A 19,670-nucleotide genomic window follows, 5' to 3' on the forward strand; every position below is an offset into this window, starting at 1 on the left:
TACAAACGGGAGAGACCGATGCGGAACCTGGCGACCCTCGCGGTATTTGGCTCTGTGCTTGCGCTGGCCGGCTGCGGTGAAAATACGGGCTGGAACCCGAATTACAGCGCCATGCACAATGGCTCGGCCTATGCCAAATACCTGCAAGAGCGTGAGGTTGCCCTGCATGGCAAGGGTCAGGCGCCGAAGGCGATCCCGATCCAGCTGCCAGCTCAGGCGCCGACCCCGGACGATATTGCGGGCACACCCGTGAAACGGCAGGCTGCCACAGCCCCGAAACAGGCTGCGCCACGCACCCAAGGCACCCCGGTCCGCGTCGGGCAGGGGGTGACGCCGGTGCTGGTGCGCTATGCTCATCAAGAGACGCAGGCTCCGGGCACACGCACCTATCAGCGTAGCGGAAGCTCTGATTCGGCAGCGGCGCGGGTGTGCCGGACCTATGCCAGCGTGGATGCGGCGCAAGCTGCCTTTATCGCGGCAGGCGGACCGGTGATAGATCCACATGGCATGGACCCTGACGGTGACGGCTTTGTCTGCGGCTGGGATCCGCGCCCCTTCCGCCAGTCCAGACTTTGAGCCTATCCCCCAATCATGGCGATCGGCGCGGGGAACAGCCTCAACTGATCGTCATCCACTATACCGGCATGGCCGATGGCCCTTCGGCCCGCGCGCGGCTTTGCGACCCCGAGGCCGAGGTCAGCGCGCATTGGCTGATCCATGAAGACGGCACGACCGAGGCACTGGTCCCCGAGGATCGCCGCGCCTGGCACGCGGGCGCGGGCTCGTGGCTGGGGCGCGAGGATGTCAACTCCCGCAGCATCGGCATCGAGCTTGCTAACCCCGGCGACCGTCCTTTCCCCGAGCCGCAGATGGCAGCGCTGGAGACCTTGCTGGCTGAAATCATGGCGCGCTGGTCCATTAGCCCTCGGGACGTTATCGCACATTCGGATCTGGCCCCGGGACGCAAGATCGACCCGGGCCCGCGCTTTGACTGGCGACGGCTGGCCCTGCAAGGACTCGCAATCTGGCCTGAGGGAGAGGGGGCCGATCTGCCCCTGCCCGATAGCCTGACGCGCATTGGTTACCCAGAATCCCCCGCGCGGCTTGCCGCATTCCGCCTGCGTTTCCGTCCATGGGCGGATGGGCCCGAGGATGAAACTGACCGCAGGCTTGCCGGCTTGCTTGCCTCTGGCCGGCTTCTTTCGTGTTCAAATATCCAAAAACTGTCGAGCTAGCGCCAAGCCTTGCCCGGAAAGCGCTGACTGAACAGCGACTCGATCCGCGCTGCTTCTTCATCCAGCCCATAAGGCGGGTTCACCACCGCCATGCCCGAACCGATCATGCCATGGCCTGATCGGGCCGGTGGGAAGTTCACTTCCGAGATCAGCGCATCCGCATGGCCGCCCCGCAGTGCCTCGATCATCGGCACATGGCGCTGACCGGTCAGGATCGGATACCACAGCGCAATCACGCCTACGTTCCACTTGCGCACCAGTCGCGAGATATGGCGCGGTATGGCGTCGTAATCGGCCTTGACCTCATAGCTTGGGTCAATGAGCAGCATCCCCCGGCGCGGCATAGGCGGACAGACTGCCTGTGCCATCTGAAACCCGTCCTGTTGGTGCAGGCGTGCAAAACCCGCAACCTCGGCCAGTGCCTCATGCTCGGTGGGGTGCAACTCGGCCAGATGGGCGATGTCGTCCGGGCGCAGGAAGTGTCGTGCGATCAGCGGAGAGCCGGGATAGGCCGTGGCACCATGGCGTGCGCGGACTGCATCCAGGGCCTGGCGCAATGGGTGATCTGCAGGCAGCCAGTCCTCTGCCAACGCGCGGGTGATGCCTGCGGCCGCCTCGCCGGTCTTTTCCGCCTCAGGCGAGGTCAGATCGTAAAGACCACGTCCGGCATGGGTTTCCAGATAGGACAGCGGCTTGGGTTTGACGGTCAGATACGAAAGCATGGCAGCAAGCAACGCGTGCTTGTGCAGATCGGCCAGATTCCCGGCGTGATAGGCGTGCTGATAGGACAACATGTCCCGCGATTAACCCGATGGCCTGAAAATGAAAAGCGGCGGCGCCCGGGGAGGAGGAGGGGGCACCGCCGCGTAACGCTGGCCCAGGGAGGAGGAGGGGCCGCGCATAGGGTGCGGCAATGGCAGGGAGGAGGAGGCCATTACCGCGTGCTGACGATCCCAGGGAGGAGGAGAAGGACCGTCGCAAACTGTGTCCGCCTTGCGGCGGGGATTTTGGCGGCGCCCTCCAGGGAGGAGGAGGGGAGGGCGCCGCGCATAACGGAAAGCCCAGGGAGGAGGAGGGGCTTCTCCGTATCGGTTTGGCGGCGCCTCCGGGAGGAGGAGAGAGGCTGCCGCCGGAACCGCGAGACCCGGGAGGAGGAGAGGTCTCGCCGTATTGGTTGGCGGCGCCCTCAAGGGAGGAGTAAGGGGCCGCCTTAACGTGAAACCCGAGGGAGGAGAGCGGGCTTCACCTTATCTGAGCGGCGGCATCCTCAGGGAGGAGGAGGGAGGATGCCGCCTGAACCCGGACCCAAGGGAGGAGGAGTGGGTCGGGTATCGAAATTCTTACTTCGCCCCCCATGCGGCTTCGTACGCCACGCCACGGAGGTTGCTGCGGTTCAGGCCAAGGTCAGCCAGTTCGCGGTCGGACAGTTCGCCCAGCTCGCGCAGGGTCTGACGATAGACGGCACGACGGGCCATGTTTTCACGCAGGCCGGCCACGAATTTCGCGATCGCCCCGTTGCCGCGTGCGGCGTTGCGGTGCATACCGCCATGGATCAGATCGAGAACAGCCATTTCATACACTCTTTCGTCTTGCGGTTGGCGCGGTCACTTAATCTTGTCCCGCGCTGTTGGAATGAACATGGCCCGTTTTCTGCATATGCACAACGCCCACAGGCGAGATGCTGCTATGCAGAAACGACATGGCTGTCTCTGGAACGCCGTCACAATGCGTTAATAAACCGCGAATTTTTCAAATTCTTTACAAACTCATTCGCGTATATCTAGTGACCGGGTCGTATTTTACGTGGGGTCACAATACGTTAGCGGTATCACTATTCGGACCCGGGTTGCCGAGCCATGTCCGAATTGCCATGTTGCGGGTCGATCTAACCGGGGGTAGCGATGACGATATCACGCGAACGTGTGCTTCAGGAACTTGCGGAAATCGCGGTTCCGGGGGGCGGAAACCTGGTTTCTCAGGACCTCGTACGCGCTCTCAGCGTCGAATCGGGCCTGGTGCGATTCGTCATTGAGGCGGGCGATGCAGCGACTGCCCGCGCGCTTGCCCCGGTCGAAGCCGAGGCACAGCGCCGGCTGTCGGCTTTGCCCGGAGTCGAAAAGGTGCAGATCGTCACCACCGCCCCCGCTGCTCCGCGTGGCGCACCGCCGCAGGTTGTGGCCCGTTCGGGCGGCGCCAGCGACCCGCCCAGCCTTAAGATCGGCCGTCACCCCACGCCGCAGGCCGGGCCGGCCCCGGTCGGGGGCGTGGCGCGGATCGTGGCCATCGGCTCGGGAAAAGGGGGCGTCGGGAAATCGACGCTGACCTCGAACCTTGCCGTGGCGCTGGCGCGTCAGGGCCGTCGCGTCGGGCTGCTTGACGCAGATATATATGGTCCTTCGCAGCCGCGGATGCTGGGCCTGACCGGGCAGCGTCCGACCAGCGACGGCCAGATGATTGAACCGCTGCACGCTCATGGCGTCACGGTCATGTCGCTGGGCCTGATGATGAAAGAGGGTGAGGCGGTCGTCTGGCGCGGTCCGATGCTGATGGGCGCGCTGCAGCAGATGCTCAATCAGGTGAAGTGGGGTGAGCTGGACGTGCTGCTGGTCGACCTGCCACCGGGCACGGGCGATGTGCAGCTGTCGCTGTGCCAAAAGGCGCAGGTGACCGGCGCGATCATCGTCTCGACTCCGCAGGATGTGGCGCTGATCGATGCGCGCCGCGCTATCGACATGTTTGACAAGCTCAAGACCCCGGTTCTGGGACTGGTCGAAAACATGTCCACCTATGTCTGCCCCAACTGCGGGCATGAGGCGCATCTGTTCGGCCATGGCGGCGTCGCTGCCGAGGCGCAAATGCTGGGCCTGCCGTTTCTGGGTGAGATCCCTCTTAGCCTTGATGTCCGGCTTGCCGGTGATGAAGGTGCGCCCATCGCATCTGGTGACGGGCCGGTGGCTCAATCCTTTGCCCGTCTGGCGGCGCGTCTGATCGCGGACGGTCTGGCCTAGGAACGACACCTCTGGACCCGTTCGGGAAAACACGGGAACGGGTCCGGGAATTTACGGGAATGACGGCACAGCTCCGAATCACTGCGGCGTGATAATCCGTGAATCGCTGCACGAATCGGCGAATCTCACCCCCTGTTCCAGCGATGAAATGGCGATTTCGGCCTTGATCGGGACGATTCCGGGAATTGGTGGGATTTATTTGCCACATCGTCTCTGGACACCACATATTGTGGTTTACCTCTCTCAACATCCGAAACCTTCCCCTGTCATCGCGTTTGCGTGAGCCTGTTCACATACTGTTCGCAGGCGATTGCCCGCCTGCGACCAAATTTCACCCAAACAAATCCATTGCGTCCCATGAAATCCCATGGCATCCCTGACTCACGGAACGGGCACAAAAGGGGCACCAAGACCCCAAAAGGCGACAAGCAGCTTTCATACAGGCAACCCGCTTCCGAACATGCCTCTGCGGCGCGCGAGCAGCACCTCCCCCAGGTGGCGCAAAACGCAGGGCGCGATCCCCGAAACTACGGGGCCCAGAGATGGGAACGAGGGCGGCGGATCGGGCAGTGGCAGCAGCCCGATCCGCCTTTCCTTTTCGGGTGGACCGGAAAGGACGGGACAGTGGAAGGAGTGCGGGCCCTTGGCACGCAGGTTCAGAGGTTCGGAAGAGGTCAAGGTGGACGCGAAAGGCCGCGTTTCCATCCCGGCCAAGTTCCGACGCGTCTTTGAGTCCTGCGATCCCGATTGGGAACCCGGCAAGCGCCCCCAGCTGGTCATCGTCTTTGGCACCCGCGACTGGAAATATCTGCAGCTTTTCACCATGGAGGCCATGGACGAGATTGATCGTGGCATCTCGGCCATGAAACGCGGCAGCGCCGAACGTAACCTTCTGGAAAACATCTATCACGGCCATGCCGAAGAGACTGAGATCGACGGCGATGGCCGCTTGGTCCTGCCCCAGAAGCTGCGCGAGAAAATCGGCCTGACCGACAGCGCCTTCTTTATTTCGGCCGGCGACAGCCTCAAGGTCTGGGCACCCGACAACTACGAAGAGGAAGAGCGCCGGCTGGAAGAGCTGGTGCCGGACTTTGAGCCCGGCGCCGATCCGCTGTCGCTTTTGACCTCGGGTCCGCAGGAGGAGGGGTAGGGATGGCGCAAGCTCCGCATGTGCCTGTCCTGCTTGGCCCGCTGTTGCGGGCCGTTGCGCCTGTGAAGGGTGTCTGGGTCGATGGCACCTTTGGCGCGGGCGGTTATGCGCGCGGCCTGCTGGCGCAAGGTGCCGATCAGGTTATCGGCATTGACCGCGACCCGACCGTTTTCGGCATGGCCAAGGCTTGGGCCGGGGAATATGGCGACCGGCTGCGTCTGGTCGAAGGCACGTTTTCTGATCTGGATGAGCTGGCAGGCGGCCCTGTCGATGGCGTGGTGCTGGATCTTGGCGTCAGCTCGATGCAGCTGGACCAGCCCGAACGCGGCTTTTCCTTTCTGCGCGACGGGCCGCTTGATATGCGCATGGGCGGGGACGGACCAGGCGCGGCCGATCTGCTGAACGCTGCGCCCGAGGCGGTGATCGCCGATGTGCTGTACCTTTACGGAGAAGAGCGCGCCGCCCGCCGCATTGCCCGCGCTATCGTCGCGGCGCGGCCACTGACGCGCACCGGGCAGCTGTCGGATATCGTCGCGGCCTGCCTGCCGCGTCCCAAGCCGGGGCAAAGCCATCCGTCGACCCGCACCTTTCAGGCTATCCGCATCTGGGTGAATGACGAATTCGGCCAGCTCGTTGCCGGTCTTGCTGCGGCCGAACGTGCCTTGCGTCCGGGTGGCAAGCTGGCGGTGGTCAGTTTTCATTCGCTTGAAGACCGGATCGTTAAGCGCTTTATGCAGGCGCGTTCGAACAGCGCCGGAGGCGGCAGCCGCTATGCGCCCGAGGCGATGCGCGAAGCGGCGGCCTTTACGCTGCCCTTCCGTCGCGCCATCGGCCCCGATGAGGCAGAGCTTGCCGCGAACCCCCGCGCGCGTTCGGCGCTGCTGCGGGTCGGTATTCGTACAGATGCCGTTGCGGGCCGGGTCGATCCCTCGGCCCTCGGCCTGCCGATGTTGTCAGGAAAGGGGGCGTGATGCGGTCGATTCTGTATCTTTTGACCACCCTTGCTGTCATGGGCCTGGCCTTCTGGGCCTATCGCGAGAATTACCGTACCCAGGCCGCCATCGAAGAGATGAGCAGCATCCAGCGCCAGATCGGTCGCCTGCGCGAAGATCTGGGCGTCCTGCGTGCCGAATGGGCCTTTCTTAACCGGCCCGAGCGGCTGCGCCAGCTTGTCGATCTGAACTTTGACCGGCTGAAGCTGGTCCCCTTTGGCTCGGACCAGTTCGTCGATGTGGGCCAGATCGCCTTTCCGACAGCGACACCGCAGACGTCAGCACCGGGCGAGAACCCGCCCGTCGAACGCCCTGCCGGTTATCCGCCCCGCAGACCACAGGAGAGCACGCCATGATCCGCACACCGCTGCGCCCGCTGGCCCGCATCCTTCGCGCCCGCGAAGCCGGGGAAAACCCTGACGCCATCGAGGCGGAAAACCGCGCGCAAAGACATGCCGTGATTCAGGAAAAGGCGCGGGACAGCGCCCGCTCACGTCTGTTTTTCATGTCCTGCGCCTTTGCGCTGGCCTTCTGCACGGTGGGGTTCAAGATGGGCGTGCTGGCCTCAAGCCAGCCCAGCGAGCCGCGCGTCCAGACGACCGGCGCGCAGATCATCTCACAACGTGCCGATATCACCGACCGTCAGGGGCGGGTGCTGGCGACGAACCTTTTGACCCAATCGCTTTACGCCCATCCCCAGCAGATGGTTGACCCCGATCGCGCGGCAAGCGAGCTGGTCCGTGTCTTTCCCGACCTGGATATCGAACGGCTGCGCAAGGATTTCACCGGCAAGCGCAGCTTTGTCTGGATCAAGAAAAAGATCAGCCCCGAACAGATGCAGGCCGTCCATGATATTGGTGAGCCAGGGCTGCTGTTCGGCCCGCGCGAGATGCGGCTTTACCCGAACGGCAATATTGCCGCCCATATCCTTGGCGGCGCGACCTTTGGTAAAGAAGGCGTTGCCAGCGCCGAGGTCGTCGGCGTAGCCGGGGTCGAGAAAGCTTTTGACCACTGGCTGCGCGATCCGGCCAATGATGGCGCGCCTCTGACCCTGTCGCTGGACCTGACCGTGCAGGCCGCGATGGAAGAAGTGCTGAGCAACGGCATGAAGGTCATGAACGCCAAGGGTGCGACCGGCATCCTGATGGAGGTCAAGACCGGCGAGATCGTCGCGATGGCAAGCCTGCCCGATTTCGATCCCAATGACCGGCCGCGCCCACTGCTGAAGGGTGATCCCTCGGACAGCCCGCTGTTCAACCGCGCGGTTCAGGGGCAGTACGAGCTGGGCTCGACCTTCAAGATCTTCCCGGTGGCGCAGGCGATTGACCTCAAGCTGGTCAGCCCGACCACGATGATCAATGCCAAAGCGCCGATGAAGATCGGCAAATATCTGATCAACGAATTCCGCGGCCACAATTACGGCACGCTTTCGGTGACGGATATCATCGTGAAATCCTCGAACGTCGGCACCGTCCGGGTGGCGCAGCTGCTCGGGGCCGAGCGGCAGCGGGATTTCCTTGAGAAACTGGGCTTCTTTGAGCCGACCCCGATCGAGATGAGCGAGGCCCCGACCGGCAAGCCGCTGGTGCCGAAACGCTGGCCCGCCGTGACCTCGGCGACGGTCGCCTTTGGCCATGGTCTTGCCGCGAGCCCGCTGCATCTGGCCTCGGCCTATGCAACTGTCGCCAACGGGGGCAAGCGCGTGGTGCCGACACTGATCCACGGTCGCAACCAGCGCGGGGGTGAGCAGGTGCTTTCGCCCGAGGCGGCGCACATCGCCGTCCAGATGCTGCGTCAGGTGGTGGTCCGGGGCAGCGGTCGCAGCGCCAATGTCGAAGGCTATGAGGTCGCGGGCAAGACCGGCACCGCCGACAAACCGCGTCCCTCGGGCGGCTATTACGGCAACAAGGTGGTCTCGACTTTTGCTTCGGTCTTTCCGGCCAGCGATCCGCAATATGTTCTGGTCCTGTCGCTGGACGAGCCCTCGACCAAGGGGCCGGGCGGCGAAAGCCGGACGGCGGGTGCGACCTCGGCACCGGTGGCGGCCGAGGTGATACGTCGCGTCGCGCCGCTTCTGGGCCTGCGTCCGACCACGGAAACCAAGTTGCCGATGGTTGAACGGCCTTTGCCGGATCGGCTAAAGCTCGTCTCGAACTGATGAACGGAGGTTCCGTGACGGACCGGGCGATGCGACTGTCCCTTCTGGGGCTTAGAGGGGACAAGGGGCGCGACCCCGAGATTACGGGCCTGGCTGTCGATTCGCGGCAAGTCAGGCCGGGCTGCCTGTTCGCGGCGCTGCCGGGTTCGGCGGTGCATGGGGCCGAGTTCATCCAATACGCGTTGCGCCAGGGCGCAGGGGCGGTCCTGACCGACCGCAAGGGCGCCGAGGTTGCTGCTGCCGAATTGGCAGGCGCAGATGCGGCGCTGGTCGTGGCCGAGGATCCGCGCGCCGCGCTTGCCGGTGCCGCCGCGCTGTGGTTTGCCGCCCAACCCGAGACGATGGTTGCTGTCACCGGCACCTCGGGCAAGACCTCGGTTGCGACCTTTACCCGCCAGATCTGGCAGGCGCTTGGCCATAAGGCGATCAGCCTGGGCACCATGGGCGTGCAGGGCGACTATCAGGCCAAGCTGGCCCATACCACGCCCGAGCCGATCACCCTGCACCGCGTTCTGGCCGAGGCGGCCGCCGAGGGCGTCACCCATGCGGCGATGGAGGCCAGCTCTCATGGTCTGGACCAGCATCGGCTGGACGGGGTGCGGCTGAAGGCCGGGGCCTTCACGAATTTCAGTCAGGACCACCTCGACTACCACAAGGACTTTGATGAATATTTCGCCGCCAAGGCGCTGCTCTTTGACCGGCTGCTGGACGAAGGTGCGGGCGCGGTCATCAATATCGACGATGCGCGCGGCCGGCAGATGGAACAGATCGCCCGCGACCGGGGCCTGAAGCTGACGACCGTTGGCCGTGCCGAACGTGCTGACCTGCGCATCCTGAACCAGCGCTATGATGCAACCGGGCAGGATCTGCGTTTCAGCCTGTATGGTCAGGCGCATCTGGTGCGTCTGGCGCTGATCGGCGGTTTTCAGGCCGAGAACGTCCTGGCTGCAGCGGGCCTTGTCATCGCTGCCGGGGATGAGCCGGCGCGCGTGCTTGACACCTTGTCGAGCCTCACCACGGTGCGCGGCCGGATGGAGCTTGCGGCGGTGCGCGAGAATGGCGCGGCGGTCTTTGTCGATTACAGCCACAAGCCCGGCGCTCTGGCCTCGGCCCTGCAATCGCTGCGACCGCATGTCATGGGCCGTATCGTCGTGGTCTTTGGCGCCGGTGGTGACCGCGACCGGCTCAAGCGCCCGCTGATGGGCGAGGCGGCGCGGCAATTCGCGGATGTCGTTTATGTCACCGACGACAACCCCCGATCCGAGGACCCGGCCGCGATCCGCGCCGAGGTGATGGCCGGGGCTGGACCCGAGGCAATCGAGATCGGAGACCGGGCCGAGGCGATCCTGCGCGCGGTCGATACGCTTCAGCCGGGTGATGCGCTGCTGATCGCGGGCAAAGGGCATGAGACCGGCCAGATCATCGGCAGTGACGTTTATCCATTCGACGATGCCGAACAGGCCTCGGTGGCCGTCGCGGCGCTGGATGGCAAGATATGAGCTTGTGGACCTCGCAGGATGCCGCTGCTGCAACCGGCGGCCGTGCCACCCGTGACTTTGCGATCACCGGTATCTCGATCGACACCCGCACCATTCAGCCCGGCGATCTGTTTGTCGCCCTGCAAGCCGCGCGTGACGGGCATGATTTCGTCGCCCAGGCGCTGGAAAAGGGCGCGGCGGCGGCGCTGGTCAGCCGCATCCCCGAAGGTGTCGCGCCCGACGCGCCGCTGCTGATCGTGCCCGATGTTCTGCCCGCGCTAGAGGCTCTGGGCAGGGCGGGGCGAGCGCGGATGCAAGGCAAGGTCATCGCCATCACCGGATCGGTCGGCAAGACCTCGACCAAAGAGATGGCACGCATCGCCCTTGCCGGTCAGGGCAGGATTCATGCCGCAGAGGCCAGCTATAACAACCACTGGGGCGTGCCGCTGACGCTGGCGCGCATGCCCGCCGACACCGATTTCGCCATCATCGAGATCGGTATGAATCATCCGGGAGAGATTGAGCCTTTGGCCCGTCTGGCCCGTCCGCATGTTGCCATGATCACAACGGTCGCTGCCGCGCATCTTGAGGCGTTTGGCGCGATCGAAGGGATTGCGCGGGAAAAAGGCGCGATCTTTCGTGGCCTGCTACAGCCCGGTACCGCGGTCCTGCCCGAGGATCTGGGCGTGACGCCGCTTTTGCGCGACTACGCGGATGAGGCCGGGGCAATCGTGATCGGTTTTGGCGAACATGGCATGGCCAGACCCATCAAGGCCGAAACCGGGGACGGGGTGACCCGCGTCTGCGCCCGCGTTCTGGGTGAGACGGTGGATTTCACCCTTGCTACGGCCGGTTCGCATTTCGTGATGAACGCGGTCGGTGTTCTGGCCGCACTTTCGGCGGCTGGGGCGGATCTGGCCGAGGCGGCGCGGCATCTTTCCGATTGGCACCCGCCCCTGGGCCGTGGCGCGGTCGAGGATCTGGGCGGCATCCGGCTGATCGACGACGCCTATAACTCCAACCCGACCTCGCTGGCCGCCGGGCTTGCGACGCTGGCCCGTCTGACCGGGGGGCGCCGCATCGCTATTCTGGGCGATATGCTTGAGCTTGGACCGGATGAAATCGCACTGCATCGCGGCATGGCCGATGATCCTTCGATGGCGGCGGTGGATCTGGTTCATACCGCCGGGCCGCGTATGCGCGCCCTGCATGAGGCTCTGCCCGAAACCCGGCGCGGTCTGCATGCCGCGACTGCTGCGGAACTGGCCGAAAGGGTGGGAGAGCTGGTCGCCACCGGCGATATCGTGCTCGTGAAGGGGTCGAAGTCCTCGAAGGTCTCGACGGTGGTTGACGCGCTGCGGCGGACGCGCCAAAGCACGCTCCCTGGCGAAAGGACAGCGTAATGCTTTATTGGCTCACGAACCTCTCCGACGGCGGGGATTTCTTCAACCTGTTCCGGTATATCACCTTCCGGGCGGGCGGCGCCTTTTTCACTGCGCTGCTCTTTGGGTTTTTCTTTGGCCGACCGCTGATCGACCTGCTGCGGCGCAAGCAAAAGAAGGGTCAGCCAATCCGTGATGACGGGCCGCAGAACCATTTTTCCAAGGCCGGAACGCCGACCATGGGCGGTCTGCTGATCCTTGCTGCGCTGGTGGTCGGGACGCTGCTCTGGGCGCGGCTCGACAATGGCTATGTCTGGATCGTGCTGCTGGTGACGCTGGGCTTTGCCGCCATCGGCTTTGCTGACGACTATGCCAAGGTGACCAAACAGCATCACGCCGGACTGTCAGGCAAGGTGCGGCTGGCGATTGGTCTGTGCATTGCTGCCGGCGCAGGTCTTGCCGCCACCTGGCTGCATCCCGCCGCACTGAGCGGAGAGCTGGCCCTGCCCTTCTTTAAGGATGCGCTGATCAACCTTGGCATCCTTTACGTGCCTTTTACCGTGCTGGTGATCCTTGGCGCGGCCAATGCAGTGAACCTGACCGACGGGCTGGACGGGCTGGCAATCATGCCGGTGATGATCGCTGCGGCCAGTTTCGCGGTCATCGCCTATATGGTCGGCCACGCGAATTTCGCCAATTATCTGGGCGTGCATCTGGTGCCCGGTACGGGTGAGCTTGCAGTCTTTGTCGCCGCGCTGATCGGCGGGGGCCTTGGCTTTTTGTGGTATAACGCCCCTCCGGCTGCGGTCTTTATGGGCGACACTGGCAGCCTTGCCCTTGGTGGTGCACTGGGTGCCATTGCCGTCGTGACCAAGCACGAGATCGTGCTGGCCATCGTCGGCGGCCTTTTTGTCGTCGAAGCACTGTCGGTCATCATTCAGGTGCTTTACTTCAAGCGTACTGGCAAGCGGGTGTTCCTGATGGCCCCGATCCACCACCACTTTGAAAAGAAGGGCTGGGGAGAGGCGCAGATCGTCATCCGTTTCTGGATCATCGCGTTGATCCTCGCGCTGATCGGGCTGGCGACGCTTAAGCTGCGCTAGCCGTTATTCGTCCCCCTCCGGGCGCGGGGCAAGGCGAAGCTTCCCCCGCCTGCCACAATCAAGGAAGCGTCATGATTCCGGTCCAGGGCGTCCAGAACCAAACCATCGCCGTACTCGGGCTCGGCCGCTCCGGCCGCGCTACGGCGGCTGCCCTTGCTGCGGGCGGGGCCCGCGTCGTCGTCTGGGACGACGGTGCCGATATCCGCGAGCAGGCAGCCGCGGACGGGTTGCATGTCCTTGACCTTACGCGCGAGCAGAACTGGGACGGTATCTCGGCGCTGATCACCAGCCCCGGCATCCCGCATCTTTACCCCGCGCCGCATCCGGTCATTGCCTGCGCCTATGCGATGGGTGTGCCGGTCGATAATGACATCGGCCTGTTCTTTCGCAGTTTTGCGACCCCGGAATGGGAGCGGTTTGACAGCACCCCCCGGGTGATCGCCGTCACCGGCTCAAACGGTAAATCCACCACCACAGCACTTATCCATCACATCCTGAAAGAGGCGGGCCGCCCGACCCAGATCGGCGGGAATATCGGCACGGGTGTCCTGTCGCTGGAACCCGCCCATGATGGCGAGGTGGTGGTGCTTGAACTGTCGAGCTACCAGACCGACCTTGCTCGTGCTTTAACCCCCGACGTGGCGGTCCTGACCAATATGTCGCCGGATCATCTGGACCGTCACGGCGGCTATGGCGGCTATTTCGCCGCCAAGCGCCGCCTGTTCGCTGAAGGTGGGCCGGATCGCGCCGTGATCGGTGTGGATGAGGTCGAGGGCCGCTATCTGGCTGATCAGCTTGGCATGGGGCCTGGCGATGATAGGGTGATCCGGGTGTCCTCGGGACAAAAGCTTGAGCGGTTTGGCTGGTCAGTTTTTGCCCGCAAGGGTTTTCTGTCAGAGTATCGCAAGGGCCGGCAGATCGCCTCGATTGATCTGCGCGAGGTGACGGGTCTGCCTGGAGCGCATAACCACCAGAACGCCTGTGCCGCCTATGCCGCGACCCGGGCCATCGGCCTCGCCCCGCGCGAGATCGAAAGCGCCTTTCACAGTTTTCAGGGCCTGCCCCACCGCAGTCAGACCGTGGCCGAGATCGGCGGCGTGCGCTGGGTCAACGACAGCAAGGCGACCAATGTCGATGCGGCCGCCAAGGCGCTTGCCGCCTTCAAGCGCATTCGCTGGATTGCCGGGGGGCTGGGTAAGGAAGGTGGCATCGCCGACCTTCAGCCTTATCTGGGCGAAGTGGTGAAAGCCTATCTGATCGGCCATTCAGGCCGCGATTTTGCGCTGCAGATCGGCCAGACCGCTTATGAGGTTGTTGAAACCATGGATCAGGCCGTCGCCCGCGCCGCCGCTGAGGCACAACCGGGCGAGACTGTGTTGCTTGCCCCCGCCGCCGCGAGTTTTGACCAATATCCGAATTTTGAGAAACGCGGCGAGCATTTCACCGCTTTGGTACAGGCGCTGCAACCCTGATCGCCCGCCTGTCCTGTGCATGAGAAAAGGCCCCGGAGGTTCCGGGGCCTTTCGCTTTTGTCGAGAGATCAGAAGGAATAGCCGATCCGGATCCCCGCGCCCCATGCGTGGTTGCCCGACATCTTGGCCCGCTCTTGATCCGGAGTGCCGGTTTCGGCATAGGCATCGCCCAGCTTGATATAGCTGACGCCGGTCGTGACCTTAAGGTTGTCGCGGGTATAGATCGCGGCCACCGAGACGCCCTTGCGACCGTTGGTCGGGGACAGGGGCGAGACCAGATCGCTGTTCTCAGGCTCATACATGAAGGACAGCGAACCCGACCAGTTTTCGGTGAACTTGCGGCCCACGCCAATGGTATAGGTGGTGGTGTCTTCAAGTTCGACCAGCCCGCCCTCAACGCCGAAGCCCAGCGGGGGAGCACTGACCAGCACCTGCGGCTCGACCCGGAACTCGGACCAGTTCACCCAACGGATCGAGCCGAACAGCAGCGTATCTTCGGCGATCCCGGTCTGGCCCTCCAGCGTCCAGGACCGCGGGGTCTTGACCTTGGTCTTGCTGCTGACCGGCCCGGTGAGGGGATGGGTTTCAACCGTGTCGAATTCGTGTTCGACGGGCGAGTTGTAGGTCAGCGAGACGCGTGCCGCGATCTCGGGCACCTCATAGGCGACGCCCGCGACCCAGCCCATGCCCCAGGCGCCGTCCAGATCGACGTCGTAACCCGAGAGCGGGCCATAGGCAGCGCCGCTCAGCCTGACATGCCCATCAGCGCGTGAGCCGCGCAGACCACCATGGACCGAGAAGTTATTGTCGAATTTATAGCGCAAAAGGGCAGTATAGGTGGTCGAGTTCACCTCGGCCAGGGTGCCGCCAAGGGCGATGGATTTGCCGGGCTCATAAAGGATGTCCGCACCAAACGGCTGCTCGACGATAAAGACGCCCGACAGGTTGTCGGTGAACTGATGCTTGTAAGAGAAGCCGACAAAGCCATAGCCCTGTGCGACGTCCCCGGTATCCCTTCCGCCGAAGACAGGCATGTCCCTGCCCGAGACCTCCGGCGTGACGCCGCCAAAGCTCAGCTCCAGATAATTCCCCTGCTCGAACAGTGGCGCGATCGACTGCGGCGCGCGTTCGATCCCGCCGGCCAGAACCGGCGCTGCGGTGGTCAGCAGGGCGCCAATGCCGGTGATGATCCTATTCATGATTTCCTCCCAGAAACAGGCTCATTCCGAACCTCTGCTTCCAGCCTGCGGCAGGGGTCGCGGCTGCGTCAATCACCCGCATATTCTGACGCGGCGTCCAGTCTGGTACCATGTTATGTTCCGTGTCATTGCAGCAACGTTCCCCGATGCGGGGGCCAGAGGACGGGACTACGACGATTTTTGCGCCGTGTCCGCGAAAAACTGTTTCCAATTCTAGCAGATCGCACGGCGGAAGGCTGGACATTCCACGCGGCCCGTGAAATGGGAAACTGCCAAACGAACCCCTGACAAGGATGCTCCCATGCAGATTCGTGAGGCTTTGACCTTCGACGATGTTCTTCTCGTTCCTGCGGCGTCCTCGGTGATGCCCTCGACCGCCGACGTGACGACCTGTGTCACCAAGCAGATCCGGATGAATATCCCACTGCTTTCCAGCGCCATGGACACCGTCACTGAAAGCCGCATGGCGATTGCCATGGCTCAGGCAGGCGGCATCGGCGTGATCCATCGCAACCTGACCACCGAGCAGCAGGCCGATGAGGTCCGCCGCGTCAAGCGCTTTGAGTCGGGCATCGTCTATGACCCGATCACCCTGACCCCCGAACAGACCATTGCCGATGCCAAGGCCCTGCAGGCCCGCTATAACGTCACCGGCTTTCCGGTGGTTGACGCCTCGGGCCGGGTGGTTGGCATCATCACCAACCGCGACATGCGCTTTGCCAACAGCGATGAGATGCCAGTGCGGGCGGTGATGACCTCGGACAACCTTGCCATCCTGCGCGAGCCGGCCGATCGGGCCGAAGCCATCGACCTGATGAAGGCACGCCGTATCGAAAAGCTGCTGGTTACCAATGCTGCTGGCAAGCTGACCGGCCTTCTGACCCTGAAGGATACCGAGAAATCGGTGCTGAACCCCTTGGCCTGCAAGGATGAGCTGGGCCGGCTTCGGGTTGCGGCTGCTTCGACCGTGGGCGATGAAGGGTATGAGCGCAGCATTGCCCTGATCGAGGCCGGGGTTGATCTGGTGGTGATCGACACTGCCCATGGCCACTCAGAGGGCGTGGCCCGTGCTGTCAGCCGTATCAAGGCGTATTCGAACGAGGTTCAGGTTGTGGCCGGCAACGTCGCCACCGCCGATGCGGCTCGCGCGCTGGTCGATGCCGGCGCTGATGCGGTCAAGGTCGGCATTGGTCCGGGCTCGATCTGCACGACGCGGATCGTCGCCGGTGTTGGCGTGCCGCAATTGACCGCGATCATGGACGCTGTGCGCGGCGCGGGCGATGTGCCGGTGATTGCTGATGGTGGCATCAAGTTCTCGGGCGATTTCGCCAAGGCCATCGCGGCGGGTGCGGCTTGCGCCATGGTCGGCTCGGCCATCGCGGGCACCGATGAAAGCCCGGGCGAGGTGATCCTGTATCAGGGCCGCAGCTTCAAATCCTATCGCGGCATGGGCAGCCTTGGCGCCATGGCGCGCGGCTCTGCCGACCGCTACTTCCAGAAGGACGCCGCCTCGGACAAGCTGGTCCCCGAGGGGATCGAGGGGCAGGTGCCTTACAAGGGCTCGGCTGCTGCGGTGATCCATCAACTGGTCGGCGGTCTGCGCGCTGCCATGGGCTATACCGGCAACGCGACCGTGGCCGAGATGCAGCGCAATTGCCAGTTCGTGCGCATCACCGGTGCGGGGCTTAAGGAAAGCCACGTCCACGACGTGCAGATCACCCGCGAAAGCCCGAACTATCGTCTGGGCTGATCGGGCCCTGTCAGATAGCGCCTCCGGGCCAGCCACGGCCCGGGGAAGCCGCCGCGCCCGCTCATCCGGCTTGACAACCGTCATGCGTGTGTAAAGGCTCGGACGGCGGGGTGGCAGAGGGTATGCGCCATGTCCGGGCTGGCTGCCCTCTATCAGCAATGCATTTTCCGTTCCCGTGAACAAATGGAGACGCATGGTCTGGTGGCAGCCGAGCTGTCCGACCATCATCTGCATTGGGAGGCGGGGCGGGTCGATACCCGGCTTTACAAATTCGACACCCCCCGGCTGTCGCTTTATTCGCTGCGATATGGCCCCGAGGTGGGTATCTGTCCCGTCGTCTATGATCACTTTTCGCTGGTGCATTTTTCGTTGACTGGCCCGATCGAGGTTCAGGCGGATGGCGTGCGCCGGCTGGTGCCTCAGGGCAGCGCGGTGATCAGCTCGCCGCGCCGCAACATCCGGCTGCGCTGGTCCGAGGGCAGCGAGCAGCTGATCCTGCGCCTGCCGCACAGCCTTATGGCCGAGGCTGCCCATACGCTGGGCCGGCCGGATCTGCTTGCCGCTGTCTGCGCCGATCCGGGGCGGATGCTCGCTCCGACCGCCGCGCTGCACTGGCGGGCGCAACTGGAGGCTTTCGTGGCCGTCGAGGGGGTACGGCACAAAAGCGCGGATTTGGCACCCTGGCTTGCGCATATGGAGCAGGGGCTGGCGATGTTCCTGCTGCTTAATGGCAGTGGGGTGGTGGATGACGCCGATCCCCGCGGCCTGCCGCAAGGTCGTCAGCGCAGGCGGCGCATCGACCGGCTGCATGCCTATGCCACCGCCCGTCTTGGCCAGCCGATCGCTCTGGCCGATCTGGCTCGTGTCGCGGCGCTGTCCGAGCGGCAGCTGAACGCGCTTTGCCATGCCGAACTGGGACGGTCGCCGATGGTCTGGCTGCGCGAGCTTCGTCTTGATGCGGTGCGGGTGGCGCTGATTGCGGATCCGGGGGCTGACCTTGCCGATCTGGCCATGACGCACGGATTTTTCCATCTTGGCCGGTTTTCGGCCTATTACCGCGAGCGTTTTGGTGAATTGCCCAGCCAGACCCGCAAATCCGCAAGAAACGGATAGTATTTCCCCGATTTTCGCCAGCAGCGGATAGACGGCGCCCAGGGGCCGGGCCTAGCCTTTGTGGGTGGCGAGCCATGACTCGCGCGGGCCCGACAACCGAGAAAAAACGACAGGAGAGAACGGATGACCGATGTGTCTGCCGCCCGGGCCAGTCTGTCCCGAAGCTATGGCGCCTTTATCAACAACAGTTTCCAGCCGGTCAAAGGCCCGGTCTTTGCGGCCACGGCAGCCGCGACGGGCGAGCATCTGGCCGATATCGCCCGCTGCGGCAAGGATCAGATTGACGCGGCGGTTGCCTCTGCCAAAACCGCTTTCCCGATCTGGCGGGCGAAGACGCCCGAGGAACGCGCGGCCTGCCTGAGCAGGCTTGCCGATGCCATCGAGCGCGAAGCCGGCCGGCTGATGGCGATTGATACGCTGGATATCGGACGCGGCCTTTGGGAGACGGGGCTGGACCACGCGATCGCCGTCCAGCAGTATCGTTACTTTGCTGCGGCGATCCTTACGCATGAGGGCTGGGGGCGGCCGATCGCCGACGGATATCTTGTCGCCAAACGCGAGCCCTACGGCGTTTGCGGCCAGATCATTCCATGGAACGTGCCGGCGATCATGGCGGCGTTCAAGATCGCGCCTGCTATCGCCGCCGGGAACACGGTCGTGTTGAAGCCCGACGAGCATGCCTCGCTTTCGACGCTTGAGCTGGGCAAGCTGATTGCGGAAATCTTTCCGCCCGGTGTGATCAATATCGTTCCCGGCTTCGGGGAAGAGGCCGGTGCGGCCCTGACCAGCCATCCCGATGTCGCAAAACTTGCCTTCACCGGCAGTTCCGAGGTGGGGAGGCTGATCTCGGCCGCCGGTGCGCAGCGCCTCGTCCCCGTCTCGCTGGAGCTCGGCGGCAAAAGCCCTAACATCGTTTTCCCGGATATCGCGGCCGCCGATATGGACGCGATCGTTGATAACGTCACATTCGCCTCGATGTATTGCAACGGCCAGTCATGTCTGGCTGGGACCCGCCTGTTCCTGCATCGGGACATTTACGACGATTTCATGCAGCGCCTCATCGCCTCGATGCGGCGGATCAGGGTGGCCGATCCGACCAACAGTTATCCTCTGCTGGGCTGCCTCGTCTCGGAAAAGCAGGGGCGTCGGGTCCAGTCCTATATCGACATCGGCAAAGAACAGGCCAGCCTGGCCACGGGCGGAGGCCGGGCCGAGGTTCCCGGATGCGATGCCGGCTGGTTCTTCGAGCCGACGGTTTTCGAGACCACGAACGATACCCGCATCGCGCAGGAAGAGATCTTTGGCCCCGTTCTCTCGGTCATCCGGTGGAGCGACTACGACCGGCTCATCCATGACGCGAACGACATCCGTTATGGGCTGGCGGCGGGGATCTATACCAACGACCTCGCCTCTGCCTGGGACACGGCGGACCGGCTGCAGGCCGGAAACGTCTGGATCAACAACTACTTCAATCTCGCGCCCGGCTCACCCTTCGGCGGCTTCAAGGAAAGCGGGATCGGCAGTGAATTCTGTCACGAGACGCTGAACATGTACACGCATCTCAAGGCGGTGACCGTCCAGACCCGGGTCAAGCCCGCCTGGTTCGCAGCTATACAGTAAAAGAGGAAAG

General features: G+C 63.9%; 17 protein-coding genes. 14 read left to right on the plus strand and 3 right to left on the minus strand.

Features of this window, described 5'->3' with window-relative positions; translation table 11 throughout:
- Nucleotides 1-18 precede the first annotated feature (18 nt).
- Together F8A10_RS02245 and F8A10_RS02250 are read left to right on the plus strand one after the other, a co-directional pair.
- A complete protein-coding gene (locus tag F8A10_RS02245) occupies nucleotides 19-576 on the plus strand; it encodes a hypothetical protein (protein ID WP_152366591.1) in 558 nt (185 codons plus the stop codon).
- Nucleotides 573-1,235 (plus strand): N-acetylmuramoyl-L-alanine amidase, encoded by a 663-nt coding sequence (locus tag F8A10_RS02250; protein ID WP_083825811.1) that lies wholly within the window; start codon nucleotides 573-575, stop codon nucleotides 1,233-1,235. The genes F8A10_RS02245 and F8A10_RS02250 overlap by 4 nt, the downstream gene beginning before the upstream one ends.
- Here F8A10_RS02250 and F8A10_RS02255 read toward each other — a convergent pair.
- Together F8A10_RS02255 and F8A10_RS02260 are read right to left on the minus strand one after the other, a co-directional pair.
- Entirely contained in the window at nucleotides 1,232-2,029 is a 798-nt protein-coding gene (locus F8A10_RS02255) for a 23S rRNA (adenine(2030)-N(6))-methyltransferase RlmJ (protein WP_152366592.1), read from the minus strand. The genes F8A10_RS02250 and F8A10_RS02255 overlap by 4 nt on opposite strands.
- Before the next feature lie 546 nt (nucleotides 2,030-2,575).
- Nucleotides 2,576-2,806, minus strand: a complete 231-nt coding sequence (locus F8A10_RS02260; protein WP_152366593.1) for a DUF1127 domain-containing protein — start codon at nucleotides 2,804-2,806, stop codon at nucleotides 2,576-2,578.
- 330 nt (nucleotides 2,807-3,136) lie between these two features.
- On the opposite strand from F8A10_RS02260, the gene F8A10_RS02265 reads away from it, so the two are divergent.
- From F8A10_RS02265 to murD, 9 genes are all read left to right on the plus strand, one after another.
- Nucleotides 3,137-4,243, plus strand: coding sequence for an Mrp/NBP35 family ATP-binding protein (locus tag F8A10_RS02265; protein ID WP_152366594.1), 1,107 nt, complete (start codon nucleotides 3,137-3,139; stop codon nucleotides 4,241-4,243).
- A gap of 643 nt (nucleotides 4,244-4,886) precedes the next feature.
- A complete protein-coding gene (mraZ, locus tag F8A10_RS02270; RefSeq protein ID WP_010393051.1) occupies nucleotides 4,887-5,393 on the plus strand; it encodes a division/cell wall cluster transcriptional repressor MraZ in 507 nt (168 codons plus the stop codon).
- A 2-nt stretch (nucleotides 5,394-5,395) separates the two neighbouring features.
- On the plus strand, nucleotides 5,396-6,364 hold the full coding sequence (gene rsmH / locus F8A10_RS02275) for a 16S rRNA (cytosine(1402)-N(4))-methyltransferase RsmH (protein ID WP_152366595.1): 969 nt from the start codon (nucleotides 5,396-5,398) through the stop codon (nucleotides 6,362-6,364).
- Complete coding sequence (gene ftsL, locus F8A10_RS02280) at nucleotides 6,364-6,741, plus strand: cell division protein FtsL (protein WP_010393047.1); 378 nt, start codon at nucleotides 6,364-6,366, stop codon at nucleotides 6,739-6,741. The genes rsmH and ftsL overlap by 1 nt, the downstream gene beginning before the upstream one ends.
- Entirely contained in the window at nucleotides 6,738-8,543 is a 1,806-nt protein-coding gene (locus F8A10_RS02285; protein WP_010393044.1) for a peptidoglycan D,D-transpeptidase FtsI family protein, read from the plus strand. Before ftsL ends, F8A10_RS02285 begins: the two co-directional genes overlap by 4 nt.
- 29 nt (nucleotides 8,544-8,572) lie before the next feature.
- On the plus strand, nucleotides 8,573-10,042 hold the full coding sequence (locus F8A10_RS02290) for a UDP-N-acetylmuramoyl-L-alanyl-D-glutamate--2,6-diaminopimelate ligase (protein WP_152366596.1): 1,470 nt from the start codon (nucleotides 8,573-8,575) through the stop codon (nucleotides 10,040-10,042).
- On the plus strand, nucleotides 10,039-11,424 hold the full coding sequence (locus tag F8A10_RS02295) for a UDP-N-acetylmuramoyl-tripeptide--D-alanyl-D-alanine ligase (protein WP_152366597.1): 1,386 nt from the start codon (nucleotides 10,039-10,041) through the stop codon (nucleotides 11,422-11,424). The genes F8A10_RS02290 and F8A10_RS02295 overlap by 4 nt, the downstream gene beginning before the upstream one ends.
- Complete coding sequence (gene mraY, locus F8A10_RS02300) at nucleotides 11,424-12,506, plus strand: phospho-N-acetylmuramoyl-pentapeptide-transferase (protein WP_010393038.1); 1,083 nt, start codon at nucleotides 11,424-11,426, stop codon at nucleotides 12,504-12,506. The genes F8A10_RS02295 and mraY overlap by 1 nt, the downstream gene beginning before the upstream one ends.
- A gap of 71 nt (nucleotides 12,507-12,577) precedes the next feature.
- On the plus strand, nucleotides 12,578-13,978 hold the full coding sequence (gene murD, locus F8A10_RS02305) for a UDP-N-acetylmuramoyl-L-alanine--D-glutamate ligase (protein WP_152366598.1): 1,401 nt from the start codon (nucleotides 12,578-12,580) through the stop codon (nucleotides 13,976-13,978).
- Between the two features lie 68 nt (nucleotides 13,979-14,046).
- On the opposite strand, the gene F8A10_RS02310 is transcribed toward murD, so the two are convergent.
- A complete protein-coding gene (locus F8A10_RS02310; RefSeq protein WP_010393035.1) occupies nucleotides 14,047-15,177 on the minus strand; it encodes an OmpP1/FadL family transporter in 1,131 nt (376 codons plus the stop codon).
- A 301-nt stretch (nucleotides 15,178-15,478) separates the two neighbouring features.
- Here F8A10_RS02310 and guaB point away from each other — a divergent pair, with 301 nt between their 5' ends.
- The 3 genes from guaB to F8A10_RS02325 all read left to right on the plus strand — a co-directional run bounded on the left by guaB (nucleotide 15,479) and on the right by F8A10_RS02325 (nucleotide 19,660).
- The gene (gene guaB / locus F8A10_RS02315) at nucleotides 15,479-16,927 is read left to right on the plus strand and encodes an IMP dehydrogenase (RefSeq protein WP_010393033.1); all 1,449 of its coding nucleotides are present in this window, start codon (nucleotides 15,479-15,481) and stop codon (nucleotides 16,925-16,927) included.
- A gap of 129 nt (nucleotides 16,928-17,056) precedes the next feature.
- Complete coding sequence (locus tag F8A10_RS02320) at nucleotides 17,057-18,040, plus strand: AraC family transcriptional regulator (RefSeq protein ID WP_152366599.1); 984 nt, start codon at nucleotides 17,057-17,059, stop codon at nucleotides 18,038-18,040.
- Between the two features lie 123 nt (nucleotides 18,041-18,163).
- Nucleotides 18,164-19,660: an aldehyde dehydrogenase family protein gene (locus F8A10_RS02325; RefSeq protein WP_152366600.1), complete on the plus strand. Its 1,497-nt coding sequence runs from the start codon at nucleotides 18,164-18,166 to the stop codon at nucleotides 19,658-19,660.
- Nucleotides 19,661-19,670: the final 10 nt, after the last annotated feature.

It is taken from the genome of Paracoccus kondratievae, assembly GCF_009301415.1.
Classification (GTDB): domain Bacteria; phylum Pseudomonadota; class Alphaproteobacteria; order Rhodobacterales; family Rhodobacteraceae; genus Paracoccus; species Paracoccus kondratievae.

What these genes read in the sequence shown, in the direction of transcription:
- F8A10_RS02245 (WP_152366591.1), top strand. Translation starts at nt 19, where the DNA reads ATGCGGAACCTGGCGACCCTCGCGGTATTTGGCTCTGTGCTTGCGCTG.
- F8A10_RS02255 (WP_152366592.1), bottom strand. Translation starts at nt 2,029, where the DNA reads ATGTTGTCCTATCAGCACGCCTATCACGCCGGGAATCTGGCCGATCTG.
- F8A10_RS02260 (WP_152366593.1), bottom strand. Translation starts at nt 2,806, where the DNA reads ATGGCTGTTCTCGATCTGATCCATGGCGGTATGCACCGCAACGCCGCA.
- F8A10_RS02265 (WP_152366594.1), top strand. Translation starts at nt 3,137, where the DNA reads ATGACGATATCACGCGAACGTGTGCTTCAGGAACTTGCGGAAATCGCG.
- rsmH (WP_152366595.1), top strand. Translation starts at nt 5,396, where the DNA reads ATGGCGCAAGCTCCGCATGTGCCTGTCCTGCTTGGCCCGCTGTTGCGG.
- ftsL (WP_010393047.1), top strand. Translation starts at nt 6,364, where the DNA reads ATGCGGTCGATTCTGTATCTTTTGACCACCCTTGCTGTCATGGGCCTG.
- F8A10_RS02285 (WP_010393044.1), top strand. Translation starts at nt 6,738, where the DNA reads ATGATCCGCACACCGCTGCGCCCGCTGGCCCGCATCCTTCGCGCCCGC.
- F8A10_RS02290 (WP_152366596.1), top strand. Translation starts at nt 8,573, where the DNA reads ATGCGACTGTCCCTTCTGGGGCTTAGAGGGGACAAGGGGCGCGACCCC.
- F8A10_RS02295 (WP_152366597.1), top strand. Translation starts at nt 10,039, where the DNA reads ATGAGCTTGTGGACCTCGCAGGATGCCGCTGCTGCAACCGGCGGCCGT.
- mraY (WP_010393038.1), top strand. Translation starts at nt 11,424, where the DNA reads ATGCTTTATTGGCTCACGAACCTCTCCGACGGCGGGGATTTCTTCAAC.
- murD (WP_152366598.1), top strand. Translation starts at nt 12,578, where the DNA reads ATGATTCCGGTCCAGGGCGTCCAGAACCAAACCATCGCCGTACTCGGG.
- F8A10_RS02310 (WP_010393035.1), bottom strand. Translation starts at nt 15,177, where the DNA reads ATGAATAGGATCATCACCGGCATTGGCGCCCTGCTGACCACCGCAGCG.
- guaB (WP_010393033.1), top strand. Translation starts at nt 15,479, where the DNA reads ATGCAGATTCGTGAGGCTTTGACCTTCGACGATGTTCTTCTCGTTCCT.
- F8A10_RS02320 (WP_152366599.1), top strand. Translation starts at nt 17,057, where the DNA reads ATGTCCGGGCTGGCTGCCCTCTATCAGCAATGCATTTTCCGTTCCCGT.
- F8A10_RS02325 (WP_152366600.1), top strand. Translation starts at nt 18,164, where the DNA reads ATGACCGATGTGTCTGCCGCCCGGGCCAGTCTGTCCCGAAGCTATGGC.